Raw genomic sequence first — 16,828 nt, 5'->3', positions numbered from 1 at the left:
CCAGACACTGCAGGCCGATACCTTAGTGACTGGCCACCTGAAATCAACACGACCTATTAATCAACACGACCTATTAAAAGAAACTGAATTCATAATGAGACGCGCTTCCTTATTAACTCTATTCTGTTTTCTAGTCTGTTCTTTCGTTTTGTCGAACGGAACTCTCGTCTTTGCGGCGAAACCGAACGTGCTGTTGATTATGACTGATGACCAGGGATGGGGGGACGTCCGACTGCATGATAATCCGTTGATTGAGACGCCGAACCAGGATCTACTGGCACAACAGGGAGCCCAATTTGAGCGATTCTTTGTTTCGCCCGTCTGTGCCCCGACTCGAGCATCCCTCTTGACGGGACGCTATAGTCTGCGGACGGGCGTGCATGGCGTAACCCGCGGTTTCGAGAACATGCGAGCAGAAGAGGTCACGATTGCTGAGATTCTGAAATCAGACGGATATGCAACCGGTGCCTTTGGGAAATGGCATAACGGGCGACATTATCCGATGCATCCCAACGGCCAGGGATTTGACGAGTTCTTCGGTTTCTGTGGAGGTCACTGGAACAGTTATTTCGACACAAACCTGGAACATAATCGACAGCCGGTTAAAACAGAGGGCTACATCACAGATGTGCTGACTGACAAGGCGATCGATTTCATCAAACAAAACCAGGAACAGCCGTTCTTCTGTTATGTCCCCTATAATGCACCGCATTCGCCCTGGATCGTTCCAGAGAAATACTGGAACAAGTATGCCGACAAAGGCCTGGATGACAAAGCATGTTGTGCCTACGCAATGGTAGATTGCGTCGATGAAAATCTGGGCCGATTACTCAAAACCCTGGATGAATTGAAGCTGGCTGACAACACGATTGTGCTGTTCCTGACAGACAACGGTCCGAACAGCAATCGGTACAATGGTGATATGCGCGGTCGTAAAGGCTCGATCCACGAGGGAGGTATTCGCGTACCGCTGTTCGTACGGTACCCGGGAAAAATCGAGCCTGGAACAGTCGTCAAGCCGATCGCCGCACACATTGACATTCTGCCAACGCTGCTGGAATTCTGTGACGTGGAATCAACATCCGGGGTTCCCGTTGATGGCAAAAGCCTTGTGCCGCTGTTGACCAAGTCTGCTGAAGCGAAGTGGCCAGAGCGAATGCTGTTTGTCGATCGTCTATTCCGCAACTCGATTCCGGGAACGGAGCTTCCCGTCGGGTCAGTGCGTACCGACCGCTGGCGAGCCGCATATGAGCGAAACAAGTGGAGCCTGTACGACATGCAAGCCGACCCGGGAGAGAAAATCGATGTTTCTAAAGAGAACCCGAAGGCTCTAAATCGATTGAAGACAGCTTACAGCAAGTGGTTTCAGGATGTATCAGAACTCGGCTTTGAGCCGATACCCATTCCAATAGGACATCCAAAAACATCAACAACATCTCTGCCCGCAAATGAATCATTTCTGAAGCCGGAAGCCGGGCAGGGGATTAACTACAGTGGCAAAGGACACAATGGTTATGCTAACAGCTGGATCGAAGACTGGACCGACACCGGAGCAAATGCAGTCTGGCACCTGGAAGTATTAACGCCAGGAACTTATACAGCAACTCTGAAATACACCTGTGCCAAAGCTGATGTGGGCTGCCAGATTGCCGTGGAAACTGGTGACCAGAGTCTGAGTGCGACAATTTCCAAGCCTCACGACCCGCCCAAGGTTGGAAACCAGGATCGGGTTGAGCAGTCAGATAACTATCAGCGAAAAGACTGGGCGGAGCTTAAACTAGGCACATTGGTACTGAAAAAGGGCACCTGCGATCTCAAGCTCACAGGCATCAAAAAGCCAGGCAATGAACTGATCGACGTTAAGGGGATTGAGCTGATGCGTCTGCAGTCAGAGTAAGCATGAGCCGGTCTGCTGCGTCCTCTGCACTCTGAATCGAATCAGGAATGCCAACACCACGATAGGCATTCCCGGCCAGTTCCAGCCCGGGATAGCGTGACGCCTGTTGTTCAATCTGCTCGACCAGTTCCAGATGCCCAAGATGATACTGGGGCATGGACTGATTGTGCCTGAGCAACTTCGAGAACAGAGGTTTGCCATGCAGTCCCAGGATATCGTCGAGTTCGCTGCGCACAATTTCCTGCAGCTCCTCATCGGTGTGTTCCAGCATTTCTGATTGCATGGCACCGCCGATGAAAGTACGCAGTTGAATACAATCTTCCGGCGCCCGACCAGGAAACTTACGACTGGCAAATGCCACTGCGAATATTTTGCGTTTCTCTGCAGCAGGAATTACCAGACCAAAAGCGCGGAGCGGATGTTTGATATCCGAGAGCTTATAAATATTAACGAGGATTGCAGTAGACGCATATTCAATCTGCGCAAGCAGGCTGGAGAGTTCGGGAGCGAAACCGGTGGTCATGCTTGCCGCCTGATGTGTGGGCGCTGCGATTAAAACGGCGTCGAAATGCTGCGTTTGAGCAGCCCCCTTTGAGGCCATGGTCACCTCATATCCCCCCCCCGCCGAAGGCACAACATGGGTAACACAATGTTCATAGAGGATTGTTCCCCGCTCGGAGACACGCTCCGCCAGAGTGCGTGTCAGCGTTTGCATACCTCCCTTGAACGCAGCAAACAGACCATAACGGGCACCTGTGGCATCGGACTGGGAGCGGGCTGCTTTCTTCTGATGCCGGGCCGCTTTGATCAGGCTGCGATGATCCCGTTCCATGTCCAGGAAGCGTGGAAGTGTCGCCCGCAAGCTTAGTTTCTCTGGATCGGAGGTATAAATACCAGCTACCAGTGGTTGCACGAGTCGCGTCAGAGCTTCTCCACCAAATCGGCGGGTTACGAAATGGGCAAGACTTTCATCGTCCTGATCGAGCCCGCTTGAACTGTGCCGACGAGGAAGAAAGTATTCCAGCCCCATGCGAATTTTCCCCCAGAAGCTCAGCAACGGAGTACGCAGCATAGGGAGCATTCGCGAGGGGGTCATCAGTTCGAACCCGAGTGGGACAGGCACTGTTAACCCTCGACTCAACACGAGTGCTCCCCGGTAGCGGGTATCAGTGGAAATCAACTGATCTACCAATCCCAGACGTTTACAGAGATTGATGCCTGCAGGTTTGTTGGTAATAAACATGTCGGCACCAGTATCGATCAGGTAATCCCCCTGATCGATGGTCCCGATCCACCCACCAGATTCTGGTTGCGATTCGTAAAGGGTCACTTCCACAGGCTGCTGCTGCTCATCAGACAGTTCCAGAATATGATGTGCAGCAGATAGACCGGTCACTCCACCACCAATCACGGCGATGCGTTTTACTGCTGTTGAAGGATTGGAGTCAGTCATGAGGTCGTTCAATATCAACAGGACAACAAAAAGAACTTATTTCAGGCGAAACAGTTATCTGCAGCCGAGTTCATGGACCATTTCAACAAGCGCTTTGACGTTGTCTGGATTCATATCAGGCATCACGCCATGTCCGAGGTTAAAGATATGACCGTTGCGACCGCCGGCGGCATCGAGGACGGACTTTGCTTTCTGCTTGAGAACCGGCAGATCGGCATAGAGAGCAATCGGATCCAGATTGCCCTGAACTGCTACCTCTGGACCGAGGATTTCCCAGGCATCTGCGAGGTTAATACGCCAGTCGAGCCCAAAGACCTGACCGCCGGTCTGCTTTTGAAGTGGGATCAGGGCGGGGTTCCCTGTCATGAAGTTAATAACAGGAGCATGATCCTGTACCCCGGCCACCAGCTTCGCGGTATAAGGCTGAACGTACTGCTGATAATCTTCAGGGGAGAGACAGCCGGCCCAGCTATCGAAGATCTGCACGGCCTGGCATCCGGCTGTGATCTGGCGTTGCAGATAGATGATCAGGTTGTCAACGAAGCGGTTCATCAGGGCATCCCAGGCAACCGGATCGTTATACATAATCTGCTTGGTACGTCGGTAATTTTTTGAGCTTCCCCCTTCGATGGCATAGCTCGCCAGGGTAAAGGGGCAGCCGGCAAAACCGAGCAGAGGAATATCTGTCGGCAAGTCTGCACGGATCAGTTTGACGGCATCAAAGACAAATTCCAGGCAGTTCATATCAGCGATATCTGTCAGACGATCAACCTGAGAAGATTCCTGAATCGGATTGTGAATAACTGGGCCTTCGCCTTTGACATATTCCAGATTCAAGCCCATCGGCTCGAGAATCGGCAGTAAATCAGCGAACAGGATGGCAGCATCCACCCCCAGTACACTCTGTGCTGTGAGCGTGACCTCCGCTGCGAGTTCTGGAGTTTTACAGAGTTCAATAAAGGTGACCCGATTACGAACTTCCATGTATTCCGGCAGATAACGCCCTGCCTGTCGCATAATCCAGATGGGAGTGGTATCAACGGGCTCGCGACGGACAGCCTTCATAAACCGACTGTTTTGACAATAGGCTGTATCAGCCTGCGGCGAATTCATTCTATTTCTTTCCGGTACGTAACGTATTGAGAATATCTATCAGGTGGGAATATTCTATCAGGTAGGTCGGTCTTCTGAAATTCAGGACAGCATCGATTCCGGAATCAGGTCAGGAGACTGGATAAGTCATTTTTTCCGGGCCAGGATTTCAGGAGCGGCCTCTAAGGCCCCTTTAACCAGCGGCCCCATTTTAGGTGGGCTCGATTCGAAGTCGATAGGGAGCCCTTCCTGATTCAGGGCCTCGGAGCAGGCGGGACCGACTGAAGCGATCATCGCCCTGGCTGCTGCAGCGATCCATTTATCACGGACCTGTTCCTCTTCAGCGATCTGCAGAACATGAGACACCTGCTGTGCACTCGTGAACATCAGGATGTCAAATTCTCCTCTGATCGTCGCATGAACTGCATTTCGCAGCCCGGAAGTATCTTCAGGAAGCGCCCAGCGATATACAGTCACCGGCGTCACCTGGGCTCCCCGGTTTCGGAGTTCGTCATAAAATTCCTGAACCGGCTTTCCGTATTCCTGAACGACAATGTGCTTACCGGTAACGGAGAATTCTTTTTCATCCCAGATCGAAATAATTTCGTGCCAGGTATTGGGTTCCGGGGCGGAATAATGAATGGGAACTTCCCAGTTGCGAAGTACAACAGTTGGCTTAGGTCCGCGTACCGTAACTATTGTTTTTCGCAAAGCGTCGAGAACCTGTTCCCGGAGATAATATGCCTCTGCAGCCTGAAGCAGAGCTGTAGCTCCGACTCCGGTCAGAAAGACAATCACATCGATTTCACCACGAAACAACCGTTCGCAAAACGCTTTAACCTGCGCATTGTCTTCCAATGGGATTTCATCCATGGAGTGCACCAGAGTAGGAATCCCCTGATTGCGTTCGATCAGAGCCTGCATGGCGTCCTGTTTTCGACTTTCAAAACTACAGACGCGTAAACCGGTAGCATTCATAGAGCGAGTTTCACTGTAAACGTAAACAAAAGAGGGTGGCTGTGCAGTTATTATAGAGCGCGCAGCAGAGACATTGAATGACCGATTTGCAGTTTCTTAGAGAGAACCTGTATTTCGGCGACAGGATCCCAGCCACTCACGAAATTCTGCATCAACTGCAGAGAGATCATCCACGTTCAGAATCTGGCACAAAGTCAGTCGGCCTGTGGGGTCAGAAGCCTGATTCGTTCTGAGTTTGCGATAGAATGGGGAGAGGAGATTCTTTTGTTGCAGATACAGACAGAAACAACGAGCGTAAGCATATGTCAGAGCTTCCCGATCCGTTCGAATTCTGGCCTGGACCACAAGATCATTGAGAGGTGGAAGCTGATTTCGCTCCAGGGCGGATAACAGGATCTGAACCCTCCAGTTAGTCGTCCCCAAAAGTCGATTACCCTGGTCGGAAAACTCACACTGCTCATGTAGGGAAGCGAGACCTTCGTCAAACCATTCCGGCATGCCAGGATAATCGACCTCGGCCAGTGCGTGGGTCAATTCATGTCCCAAAGTGCCGCTTCCTGTGGTCAGGTTCAGGACAATTCGCAACTCATCAGCCATGAAGTAACCATAATAAGATCCGGTCTGTCGCTGATCCAGATCGCGAGCGACCTGCTGATACCGTTCTTGGCTGGAAAGAGCGACAATTGTGACAGGTTGATCTGGTTTCGTGTCAAAATATGAGACATTCAGTGCGTACTCTGTGGGCTGGATCGCTTTGCGGTAAAGTGCATCAAGAGTGCTGACCTCATAATCACCAATCAGAACATAAGGTGCGATGATTAGACGATTGGTCGGCAGGGAAATGCGTTTCTGAATTGCCTGCGCCTGTAACTCGCAAGCCGTCTGAAGCTGCAAGGGTACTGATTCAGAAGGTCTATCTGGAAGTGCTTGCCAGGATTCTGGTGGGCTGAGGCGAACGACATTAGCTAGTGCGCGGTTCTCCTCTGTACCAGAAAATACCAGGAGGTAAAATCCGGCGATCAGACCAAGTGGCCCGGCGATCAGCAGAGTAGTGCGATGAATAGACAAAAGCAAACCTTTGACAGAGTCGGTCTGACATGAATTCAGACTGCCTCAAATGACAGATGGATCTATCAAAAAGATGACATGTAATTATAGATCACCTGCCGATGGTCCACTTGAGTAAAGCTTGCCGGTTTTTGAAATTTAGAACATGTTGCAGCCCGCTTGAATATATTATCTGCCTTGATCGCCGCGAATTGCCCAATCACCAAAACCCTCATGATTGGTTCATTTTAACAGATGGCCTAATACTGTTCCCGGAGATGCAGAAAGAACGCGGTAAAACCCCATCAAGGATCAGTAACAATCTAACCGAAATCTTGTTATACTGGACTTACCGATTATGATGGCGCAGAGGCCGACTGTACCATCAGATACTGAATACAGACCCTTAAAACAGATCAAAATGAGCCAATCTTTTCATCCTGAAACAAACCAAAACCGCCCCAATGTTCCGTGGCGGCCCCAAAGCCTGCACAATAAGATTCAGACTCGTCGACCATTATTTACCTCCGCCGAACTTCACGCACTAAAGACAGGAATGCATTGCACCATGTACCAATCAATGGGAGCTCACCCCGACGAAGTTAATGGAATTAAAGGCACACGCTTCGCTGTCTGGGCACCAAATGCACAGGAAGTCTGTGTGATCTGTGATCGCAACCACTGGAAACATGGAGAAAATTACCTTCATTCCAGTGATGCTGGAGTCTGGTCGGGGTTTCTCCCCGAGGTAGGCCAGGGAGACGCTTATAAATTCAGTCTGCGAGGCCAGAACGGTGAGTTCTTCGAAAAGAGCGATCCCTACGCTTTTTACTCCGAACTGCGCCCGAAGACCGCTTCGATCGTTTATGATATTGAAAACTTCCCCTGGCAGGACCAGCAGTGGTTACGAAAACGCCAGGAGACCAACTGGCATAATGAACCTGTTTCAATTTATGAAGTCCATTTGGGTTCCTGGAAACGCCCCAAAGACGGGCGACAGTTCTTTTCTTATCGGGAACTGGCCAAGGAACTGGTCGATTATGTGCATCAGATGGGCTACACCCACATTCAGCTGATGCCTGTCACAGAGCACCCGTTCGATGGATCCTGGGGCTACCAGACGACGGGTTATTTCGCACCAACCAGCCGGTTCGGCACCCCGCATGATCTGATGTATTTCGTCGATTACTGCCATCAGGCGGGAGTCGGTGTACTTTTCGACTGGGTTCCCGGCCATTTTCCCACAGATGGTCACTCCCTCGGCCGTTTCGACGGCACCTGCCTATACGAACACGCAGACCCTCGCAAAGGGTTCCACCCCGACTGGGGGACCTACATCTTTAATTATGGGCGGAATGAGGTTCGCGATTTTCTATTGTCGAGTGCCCATTTCTGGATTGATAAGTATCACTTTGACGGTCTCCGCGTAGATGCCGTTGCCTCAATGCTGTATCTGGACTATTCACGAGAGGAAGGGGAGTGGGTTCCCAACCCCAGCGGAGGCCGTGAAAATCTGGAAGCAATTCAGTTCCTGAAGGATGCAAACATCAGCCTGCACGGAGCCTATCCGGGAATTCTCACGATTGCTGAAGAATCTACCTCCTGGGGAGGTGTATCACACCCGGTTTATAACGGAGGACTGGGCTTCAGCATGAAATGGGATATGGGCTGGATGAACGACACCTTGCGTTACATGCATTTCGATCCGATATATCGATCACATCACCAAGGCGAACTTTCTTTTCGCATGATCTATGCCTTTACAGAAAACTTTGTACTGCCTTTATCTCACGATGAAGTCGTACACGGTAAACGTTCCCTGCTATCCCAGATGCCTGGCGATCTGTGGCAACAATTCGCAAATCTAAGACTGTTGTACGGATATCAATATACAATGCCAGGCAAAAAACTGCTCTTTATGGGGGGAGAACTGGCACAGTGGACCGAATGGAATCATGATAACGAACTTGACTGGAAACTGATCGGTCACGAAAAACACGATGGAATTCGTCGCCTGATCGGTGACCTGAACTACTTATACCGCACCGAAAAATCTTTATATGAGACTGATTTTTCTCAGGAAGGATTCTCCTGGCTCCAGTGTGATGACTCGAAAAACAGCGTATTTGCATTCCAGCGAAATTCGACAGATGATGAGGAGCACGTCATTGTGATTGCTAACTTCACACCTGTGCCAAGGGAAGGCTATCGAATTGGGGTCCCCAAAGCGGGTTACTACCATGAAATCATTAATAGTGATGCCAAGATTTACGGTGGCTCCAATATCGGAAATGCAGGTGGGGTCTACAGCGAGAAAATCAGCAGTCATGGTAAGAACGACAGCATCACGTTGAATTTGCCCCCGCTGGCATTGCTGATTATGAAACCGGTAGCAGCACCGCAGAAGAAAATAAAATCGGACACAAAGTAGAATGCGTGTTTTGGGGATGCCAGATGGTACTGAACTTCGTCTAGTACCCGTGCAGATAGAGAAATTCTGCAAAGAAAAGGGTGGAAATTGCGGTTCCACCGTTCTATGATATTGAACTTATCAGCACATTTTGCGTACTGATAAAAAAAGGACGCCGCTGAGTGTATAGGCGCTCGCCCAAACAGTCCCGACGAGGGAAAGTTCGGCTATACTCCCCAGCAGCGTATCCTTTGGTGAAGTTCAAGTCAGAGTGAGGAAGTTGCTCGTTTCCTCACTCTGTAGCTGGTAACAAAGCAAACACCGTACCAGCGACAACCCCCTCTCGATCGCATTTCCATAAGTCCATACTTCAACGCGACTTACAATATAAAAATATTATTTCTTTTTTTTACAACCACCCTCCAAGCTCCAAATCTGCCCTCCTCGAAGGCATTTTGCTGCTTAGATACACAGCAGATGGTTATCAAATGTGCTGCCAAAGATTCAGATAGAGTTATTCCGGGCAATCGTCTACTATGAAGGTTAAATAAAAGAATCAGGGACTTGCTGAGGATCGATGATTGCATAATCCCTCGACTGGTCCAGTCAGAATCATTTCTTGTGCTGATGGTGATTTCTTGTCTGACTTAGAACTTCAAGAATGGTCGCGTTACACGGGACCTGCGTGTTGGTATTCACTATCCTATCCCGGTGACTGGGTCAAAGATGAGAAAGATGGGATTCTGCAACTCAGCCCCCCGGAAGGTGAGTCCACTCTTACTATCAGCTGTCACTGGAAATCAGTCCTGCCGCAGACCTCTACAGTTGCTGGCATGGAAATGGATTTCGATCAACTGTTCGTCAGGCATCGTAATATCCAGCAGCGCCCCCCATTAGCAATCGAACATGAATCGAGTGCCTATTCTGGTGAAGCCATCATTCAAAAGAAACGGAGCTGGTGGCAAAACCTGGTGTCGTGGATCCCCGGTTTCCCCCAGAACTGGCAGTTCTGGAACCTGTGGTTGATACGGGAGCGCTCGATCCAGATGGTCGTCACCTATTTTTACGATCCGCGCATCAAAGACGAACATTTTAAAATCGTTCAGCAAATCTTACACTCGATTCAGATTACTCTCGATCCTGCACATCCTCCAGAACTATTCGCACAGGAAGTCCTGACTCTGGCAGAAGCGAAGTTCCCGCTGATTCCTTCACATTTATTACCTGGGTTCCGGCTCAAATTTGGTGAAGCAGAGTTGAATCTGAGCAATTTTTATCGAGCCTATCTGAATTCCCGATCTGAATTCGAGAAAAATATCACGACAGCCCTCGCCACGATTCTGCAGATCAATGAATGGGGAACCGATCAAACGGAACCGGAATTTGAACAGGTGCGGGATCGAATCATGCCGATCCTGTTATCCCGAGACTCCTGGCAGAACCATTTCCCCAATTTTGTCGGGGAGAACTGGATTGCGAATCTGGCCATCCTGTATGTGGTCGACGAATCGAACGCGTACTGGTATATTCATGAGAAGCTGCTGGAAAAGTGGGGAATCAACTACGAAGAAATTCACGAGTTGGCCCTGACAAACCTGGACCGGTATTTTGAGTATCACCAAATTGAGTTGATCTGCATGTCCCGGGAAGACGGGCCAGACATGATCATTCAAAGTAAACCTGATGCTTATAATGCATCGCAGGTACTGAGTAGGGGCTTTTATCAGCAGGCACGCCGGTTTCTGGGAAGCGAATTTCTGGCCGGGGTCCCCAACCGTGACTTTCTGCTGGCGCTCAGCTTAAGTGAGTCACAGATAATTGAAAAAATTCAGCACAATATTGCCTGTGATTATTTGAAAATGGACCACCCGCTTACGGATCAGCTACTGGTTGTCACTGCGGATGGAGTCAGCGAATATTGCGGTGTAGGCTGATTCTGGATTTCTAAAGTGATAAAAGAGTAATGCAACAGGAATCAAATATCTTCTCCGAGAGACCGGGTGAATTCATCACAATGGGAACTGGAACCAGCGTGGGAATTCCCATCTTTGGCTGTGATTGTGAAGTCTGCACATCCCCCAATCCGAAGAACCAGAGAGGACGCACTTCCGTATATATTGGCGCTCCTGAAGGTGGCTTTTTAATAGACACACCACCTGAGCTAAGACTGCAAATGCTACGGGAAAATATCCCCTGGGTTCACGCGGTACTCTATACTCATAGCCATGCCGACCATCTATTCGGTCTGGATGATGTCAGAATCAGCGGCTATCGACTGGAAAAATCGGTTACACTCCACTGTGAAGAGATCGTGGAACAACAGATTCGCCGTTCTTTCAACTATGCCTTTGAAGAACCTACCCACAATCTTCACCACATGTCGAGGCCAAGGCTGGATTTCCAACGTGTTACCCTGGAGCCTTTTGATCTGCTGGGCTTGAGAATTCAACCTATCCGACTGATGCATGGCACACTGCCAATCCTGGGATACCGGATTAACGACATCGCTTTCTGTACCGATGTTAGTCATATTCCGGAAGAAAGCTGGCAGTACCTGGAAGGTCTGGAGTACCTGATTATCGATGCCTTAAGAATCAAACCACACCCCACACATTTTAATCTGGAACAGGGACTGGAAGTCGTTGAGAGGGTAAAACCCAGACGTGCTTACTTCACGCATATTTCGCACTCGCTTGAGCATGAAGAAACGAACGCCAGTCTGCCTGAGCATGTCGAACTGGCATTCGATGGTTTATCATTACCTTTAACTGGGACGAAGTGATTCTCCAGTTACGGAAGCTGGAGCCTCATTCCCGGCATGATGTAATTTGCATTCTTCAGAAGATCACGGTTTTTCTGGTAGATCTGAAACGCAGCGGAACGTTTACCATAAATCCGCAGAGCGATTGACTCCAGTGTATCTCCCTTCTGAATTACATAGGTCTTCGCTTGTTCCCCTTGAGTACTGTTTTTAGACGCATCCGGCAGACTTTCAAACAGATCTTCTACAATTTCATCCACATTTTCAGGCTGGACCTGAGAGAGTGAATGCCCGGTACGTGTTCCCTTATCTGTGGTCCCAGGTGTCAGAGGAGAGCGGGGGACTGGAATGAATTTACGGTAACTGTCAGGAATTGAATTCATTCCCGCTGAGTCTTCCAGCTGTTGAGAACTCAATGAATTCTCGAGTCGCTTAACGGCTTTACCAACATCCTGCGTATCAGGAGCCCCTTTTTCTGCTGACTGTGACAGTGACTCGATCAGCCCTTCAAACTGAACCGAGCCATTCTCTGATTTGAGCTTGGGCTGAGAAACCATCTGCCCCACAGTTCGCTTGCCTGAAACAGCAGGAGTCCCGGTATTAGTCTGCCGACCTGCTGACTGTGGCTTCATTTCAGGAGTCGGGTAAACGGGAATCCGTAATTTCATCCCTTCACGAATGTCGTTCGGACTACGAAGCTGATCGCGATTGATATTGAATATTTCCCGATATTTCCGGCTCGTCCCCAGGTAGCGAATCGAAATTTCAGACAGAGTTTCGCCTGATCGCACTGTATGAACTCGATACTGCAGCGGACGTCTCTCGCCACTGTTTGCTGGCTCTGGATTCCTCTGAGCCGGATTCACCTCCCAGGCATTATTGTGTGCGGGTTTACGTGTTTCGTTCTTGAGAGGATCTGAAGCTTGCGTTGAATCAGGAGCTTGCGGTTGTGCGAATGTTTGATTCTGGTTGGGTTCAAATTGATCATCTGAAAGATCCGAACTGGTAAACTGATTCTCAATCGAAACTTCTTCTTCCGGAAGTTCGATTTCCTTCAGAAAATCAGGCATTTCTCCCCAGCGTTCGGCGTTGCCGGACTTAGCCTGCCCGCCTGGTTTTGTATGAGAAATAGTCGGAACAGCAACTCCGGTTTCTTTGGTGGCCCGAGGTGAGTCCGAAATGCCGGTCAGAGTCTGCTCACTTCCCAGTTGAGTTTCCAGTGGGTCCTTAGTCGTGGCCCCCAGATAAGGCGTTCGATCTTTATCGGCGATTTGCTCATCCAGATAGTGGGGGTCGTTGAGTTCTGGAATCTCAACTGTAGTATTATTTTCCTGGCGCAGACAAAATGCGCCAACGAAACCAATTACCAGTAACGCTAAAGCTAAACCGACTTTTTTATCTTGATGCATTAGAACCTCGCCTCGAAAAAACGCAGTGTAGTAATGCGTATCGGGCGAAGTTCTTTAAAAGAAAATCAGAAATTGAGCAGATCGGCACTGCGCAGGAAGATCCTCCTTCCAGTATCACACTTGAGTGGATCATGCTGAAAATACGGAGAACGGTCAGAACAGACCCATCAGTTGATCAGGCTGTAGTGATTAAATTGATCGGCGAAAAGAGCGTGACTCTGACGTGCCATCTCATCCTGTGGAAGACTACACCTCTGATCAGGAATGCGACTCCTGTTTGCGTCTCAACCGGCTGAATAGATTCTTGTATCTGCCTAGAGCAGGGCCTCTCAGATGGGCAGTCGCAGATGACTCTGATTTTTCTGTTGCTGGCGAATCCAGTCGAACAGAAGTTTTTGATGCAGTTTCAAGCTGACTGTCATGCTGCAAGTCATTTTCCCACTCTGGATAATCCGATACTGCTGAGATCTCTTCCGTCTCAGGCTGAACGATATCATATACATCTGCAAAGTCGGTTTCTTCAGGAACCGAATAATTCCGGATCTCATTCAGTGCATTGAGCAGCCCCTTACGAGTTTCCGAACAGACTTCATAAACCTGGGCAGCCAACAGTTCCTCGAAAGAGCCCTCACCACGTGAAGCCTCTGCTGCAAGTTCCTGGAACACGTCGGGCTCCAGTTGATTCAGTGCCGCTTCTTCAAATTCCAGTTCAGAAGTTTCATTCTGCTCAAGGGGATTTCCCGCGGAAAACTCAACGGTATGTCCAAGCTCACTCTCTGATTCTTTAGTTGGCAGCTTCAGCGACTCTATGTCAGATACTCCCTGAGCCTGGAGCTGTGGTACATACTGGAACTGAGGCGCACGTAACTGAAAGACGGAAGTCGTGGACTCAAAACTCTGATGTTTTTCACCAAACAGGGACGCAGGATCGAATCCGGCATCGATGGCAGCATATCGATCAACGACATCTACAAAATCGCCGTATGTTTCTGTCACTGCCGAGAGAACCGGGTTTAAATCTGCTTCGGACACCAGTTCCTGATTATCAACCGGAGAATTGATCTCCAAGTTGATTTCTACGGTCTTTTTGACAGGTGTTTGAGAAGATACGGTCTCACTGCCAATCTCGATCGCTTCTAATCCTTCACCAAACGAGAACGGGTCTTCGGTTGAAGCACCATCCTCGGAGGTTGCCAGCTCTTCAAATATCTCCGAGGGTTCATCTACCAGCTGATGGAGTCGCTCCTCGATCGACTCATCAATGTCATGTTCCAGTAGAACATCATCATCAATAAACTGATCCAGCTCTGTAAGTGCTTCTTTTTTTCGCATTTCTTCGAGGGGAGAGGGAACCGGCAGGGGATCATTCCAGTGAAGAGGTAATTGCTGCAAGTCTGCAAAAGCTTCACGGGCGATCGCCTCATCAACTTCTTGAACATCCTGCATATAAGCCAGCATCAGGCTGTGATCGCAGATTTGATTCAGACAGCGAGGCAACCCGTCACTTACGTGAGTAATAAACTTGACTGCTTCGACAGAAAAACAGCGTTTGTTCTGAATTGAAACGCGATTGATGCGGTATTCAATGTATTCTTCAGATTCCTGTCGAGTCATTCGATCCAGATAGGTCTGGCATCCAATTCTCTGGTTTAACGAAGACAGCCCTGGCTGGATAAGCGTCTCTTCCAGCACAGTCTGTCCGGAAAGCAGCAGTTGTACAGCAGGCTTTCCGTCAAAGGCGATGTCTGACAGAACCCGTAATTCTTCCAGAAAAGGAGTTCCCAGCAAATGAGCTTCATCGACAATCACTAATAATGGCTGTCCGTGAACCAGAAATGAAGAACGGATTTCTGCGGTCAAAGCCAGGCGTAATTCCTGCTCGCTGATTTTTTCATAACAGTCAGTCAAGCCATAGAGCAGTGTCTGCAGTAATGCCCGGACAGTCGGAAAATTGCAGTGCTCCAGAAACTGAATCTGGAACTGATCCTCAAGCCGATTAATCAACTGCCGGCAAATTGCCGTTTTTCCAGTTCCCGCATCGCCGGTAAGAATCGTGATTCCATTTAAGCTGGAAATCGTTACCTGGATTTCGTCCAGTACATTCTGGTGTTCCGCTGCCTTGAAAAAACATGCAGGGGAGGGTGAAACGCTAAAGGGTCGATCCTTGAACCCAAAGAATGTTTCGTACATTTCCGATTGCCTTCTGGATGATTTTGACTCAAGAAAAGGACACTCAGAACCTGAAGCGCATCCTGACATTACCGGTCCCGCGTCCTATGGAGAATTCATCGAACAGGCTCCCCCCACTTCTTGAACATTACCATTACAATCGGCAGCATCTGAGCAGGGTCACAGGGGCGCATTACCCAAACGCTAGATCTTGACATTCCCAGATATTGAAAATCGGAAATATTCCGATTGTGAAGAATGGGTAATCTTACCTGTTCGAGGACTCAGAGGTTCCTGAAGGACATACGTCTCAATTCCAATCTCCAGCCACCGGAAAACTCTGAGTTGACGACAATTTCACAAGAATGTAAGTTTTTTCCTGGTAATATTTTATGAAAACGTAAGCAATTATACGTAACTCTCTCCTTTTTCTTCCCAGTTTGCTGGAGTAGACTTTATAACATGCTCGAAACAGAGACCGTTTTCGTTAGCGTTCCGGTCTCTGATTTAATTGCAGTTTTAGCGATTTCAGTGTAGCGAAATTCAAAAATACCTGTCATTATTTCCAAGCTCTGAATTGTTTTATTCCTCATCTCAGGAGGCACTCGTAGAATTTCTGATGTCAGAAGCCACACTTTCTTTCTCTGATCCTGATCAGATCCCGGTTCTGCTGGGAACCCATGATTGTCACATCAGACAAATTCAGGATGCACTGGGTGTGAACGTCGTTCATCGAGGCGACGAATTACGAATCATCGGCGATGATTCGCAACTCCAGAAATCACTTCGCATCTTTTCCGAGTTAAGAGCCATCATCGAAAAGACCGGCCAGCTCAAAAATGAGCAGGTACAAACAGCCCTGTTTGGTGGAAACTCCAGCAGCAAGCAAGAAAAACAGACCCCGGACTCGACGCCTTCGGCGATTGATCTCTATGAAAAGTCACGAAAAGTACATCCGCGAACTCCGGGGCAGTCTGAATACATCAAGTCGATCCTGGAACACGACCTGGTATTTTGCACAGGTCCAGCAGGGTGTGGTAAAACTTTCCTGGCGGTCGCAATGGCTATAAACGCCCTCCGCACGGAGCAGGTCCGCAAAATCGTGCTGGTACGGCCGGCGGTCGAAGCTGGTGAAAAGCTGGGATTCCTTCCGGGCGACATGCTGGCCAAGGTCAATCCATTTTTACGTCCGCTCCTGGATGCTCTGGGCAGTCTGCTCGACTATGAGCAGGTCAGTCGTTACATGGAAAATGATATCGTAGAAGTCGTGCCGCTGGCTTTTATGCGTGGTCGGACTCTGGACAACACATTTATCATTATGGACGAAGCTCAAAACACAACAGTGACCCAGATGAAAATGTTCCTGACCCGTATGGGAATGGGATCCAAAATCGTGGTCACAGGCGACGTCTCCCAGATCGACTTGCCCCCCGATGTCTCATGTGGCATGACGGATGCCATCAATCGCCTGCGAAACATAAAAGGCGTCGGACTTACTCAGTTAAAGAATGAAGACATTGTGCGTCATCGACTGGTAGGTGAAATTGTCAAGGCTTACCAGAACGAAGACATCTCCTGATACTGATTCTGACCGCGTTTTCTCAATTTAATC

Annotated in this window: 11 protein-coding genes; 5 read left to right on the top strand and 6 right to left on the bottom strand. The window is 49.1% G+C overall.

All coding sequences use genetic code 11. From position 1 onward, the window contains the following. The first annotated feature begins 94 nt into the window (after window positions 1–94). Window positions 95–1,897, top strand: coding sequence for an arylsulfatase (locus HG66A1_RS11800; RefSeq protein WP_145183753.1), 1,803 nt, complete (start codon window positions 95–97; stop codon window positions 1,895–1,897). Here HG66A1_RS11800 and hemG read toward each other — a convergent pair. The 4 genes from hemG to HG66A1_RS11780 form a co-directional block, all read right to left on the bottom strand. Next, window positions 1,860–3,350: a protoporphyrinogen oxidase gene (gene hemG / locus HG66A1_RS11795; protein WP_145183750.1), complete on the bottom strand. Its 1,491-nt coding sequence runs from the start codon at window positions 3,348–3,350 to the stop codon at window positions 1,860–1,862. The genes HG66A1_RS11800 and hemG overlap by 38 nt on opposite strands. 54 nt (window positions 3,351–3,404) lie before the next feature. After that, complete coding sequence (gene hemE / locus HG66A1_RS11790) at window positions 3,405–4,463, bottom strand: uroporphyrinogen decarboxylase (protein ID WP_145183747.1); 1,059 nt, start codon at window positions 4,461–4,463, stop codon at window positions 3,405–3,407. Window positions 4,464–4,589: 126 nt separating this feature from the next. Then, complete coding sequence (locus HG66A1_RS11785; RefSeq protein WP_145183745.1) at window positions 4,590–5,420, bottom strand: uroporphyrinogen-III synthase; 831 nt, start codon at window positions 5,418–5,420, stop codon at window positions 4,590–4,592. A 96-nt stretch (window positions 5,421–5,516) separates the two neighbouring features. Then, window positions 5,517–6,314, bottom strand: coding sequence for a hypothetical protein (locus HG66A1_RS11780; RefSeq protein ID WP_145183742.1), 798 nt, complete (start codon window positions 6,312–6,314; stop codon window positions 5,517–5,519). A 514-nt stretch (window positions 6,315–6,828) separates the two neighbouring features. Between HG66A1_RS11780 and glgB the strand changes: the two genes are divergently transcribed. From glgB to HG66A1_RS11765, 3 genes are all read left to right on the top strand, one after another. Continuing rightward, window positions 6,829–8,898: a 1,4-alpha-glucan branching protein GlgB gene (glgB, locus tag HG66A1_RS11775; RefSeq protein ID WP_409999481.1), complete on the top strand. Its 2,070-nt coding sequence runs from the start codon at window positions 6,829–6,831 to the stop codon at window positions 8,896–8,898. A 617-nt stretch (window positions 8,899–9,515) separates the two neighbouring features. Next, window positions 9,516–10,811, top strand: a complete 1,296-nt coding sequence (locus HG66A1_RS11770) for a DUF1444 family protein (RefSeq protein ID WP_145183736.1) — start codon at window positions 9,516–9,518, stop codon at window positions 10,809–10,811. A gap of 29 nt (window positions 10,812–10,840) precedes the next feature. Next, entirely contained in the window at window positions 10,841–11,659 is an 819-nt protein-coding gene (locus HG66A1_RS11765) for an MBL fold metallo-hydrolase (RefSeq protein ID WP_145183733.1), read from the top strand. 8 nt (window positions 11,660–11,667) lie between these two features. On the opposite strand, the gene HG66A1_RS11760 is transcribed toward HG66A1_RS11765, so the two are convergent. Both HG66A1_RS11760 and HG66A1_RS11755 read right to left on the bottom strand, forming a co-directional pair. Then, window positions 11,668–13,047: a LysM peptidoglycan-binding domain-containing protein gene (locus HG66A1_RS11760; RefSeq protein ID WP_145183730.1), complete on the bottom strand. Its 1,380-nt coding sequence runs from the start codon at window positions 13,045–13,047 to the stop codon at window positions 11,668–11,670. Window positions 13,048–13,305: 258 nt separating this feature from the next. Next, complete coding sequence (locus HG66A1_RS11755; RefSeq protein ID WP_197997110.1) at window positions 13,306–15,237, bottom strand: ExeA family protein; 1,932 nt, start codon at window positions 15,235–15,237, stop codon at window positions 13,306–13,308. 598 nt (window positions 15,238–15,835) lie between these two features. Between HG66A1_RS11755 and HG66A1_RS11750 the strand changes: the two genes are divergently transcribed. After that, window positions 15,836–16,795, top strand: coding sequence for a PhoH family protein (locus HG66A1_RS11750; RefSeq protein ID WP_145183724.1), 960 nt, complete (start codon window positions 15,836–15,838; stop codon window positions 16,793–16,795). Window positions 16,796–16,828 lie beyond the last annotated feature (33 nt).

It is taken from the genome of Gimesia chilikensis (assembly GCF_007744075.1).
Taxonomy (GTDB): domain Bacteria; phylum Planctomycetota; class Planctomycetia; order Planctomycetales; family Planctomycetaceae; genus Gimesia; species Gimesia chilikensis_A.
Note: the sequence above shows the minus strand (reverse complement) of the source record. Positions and strands in the feature narration are given on the sequence as shown.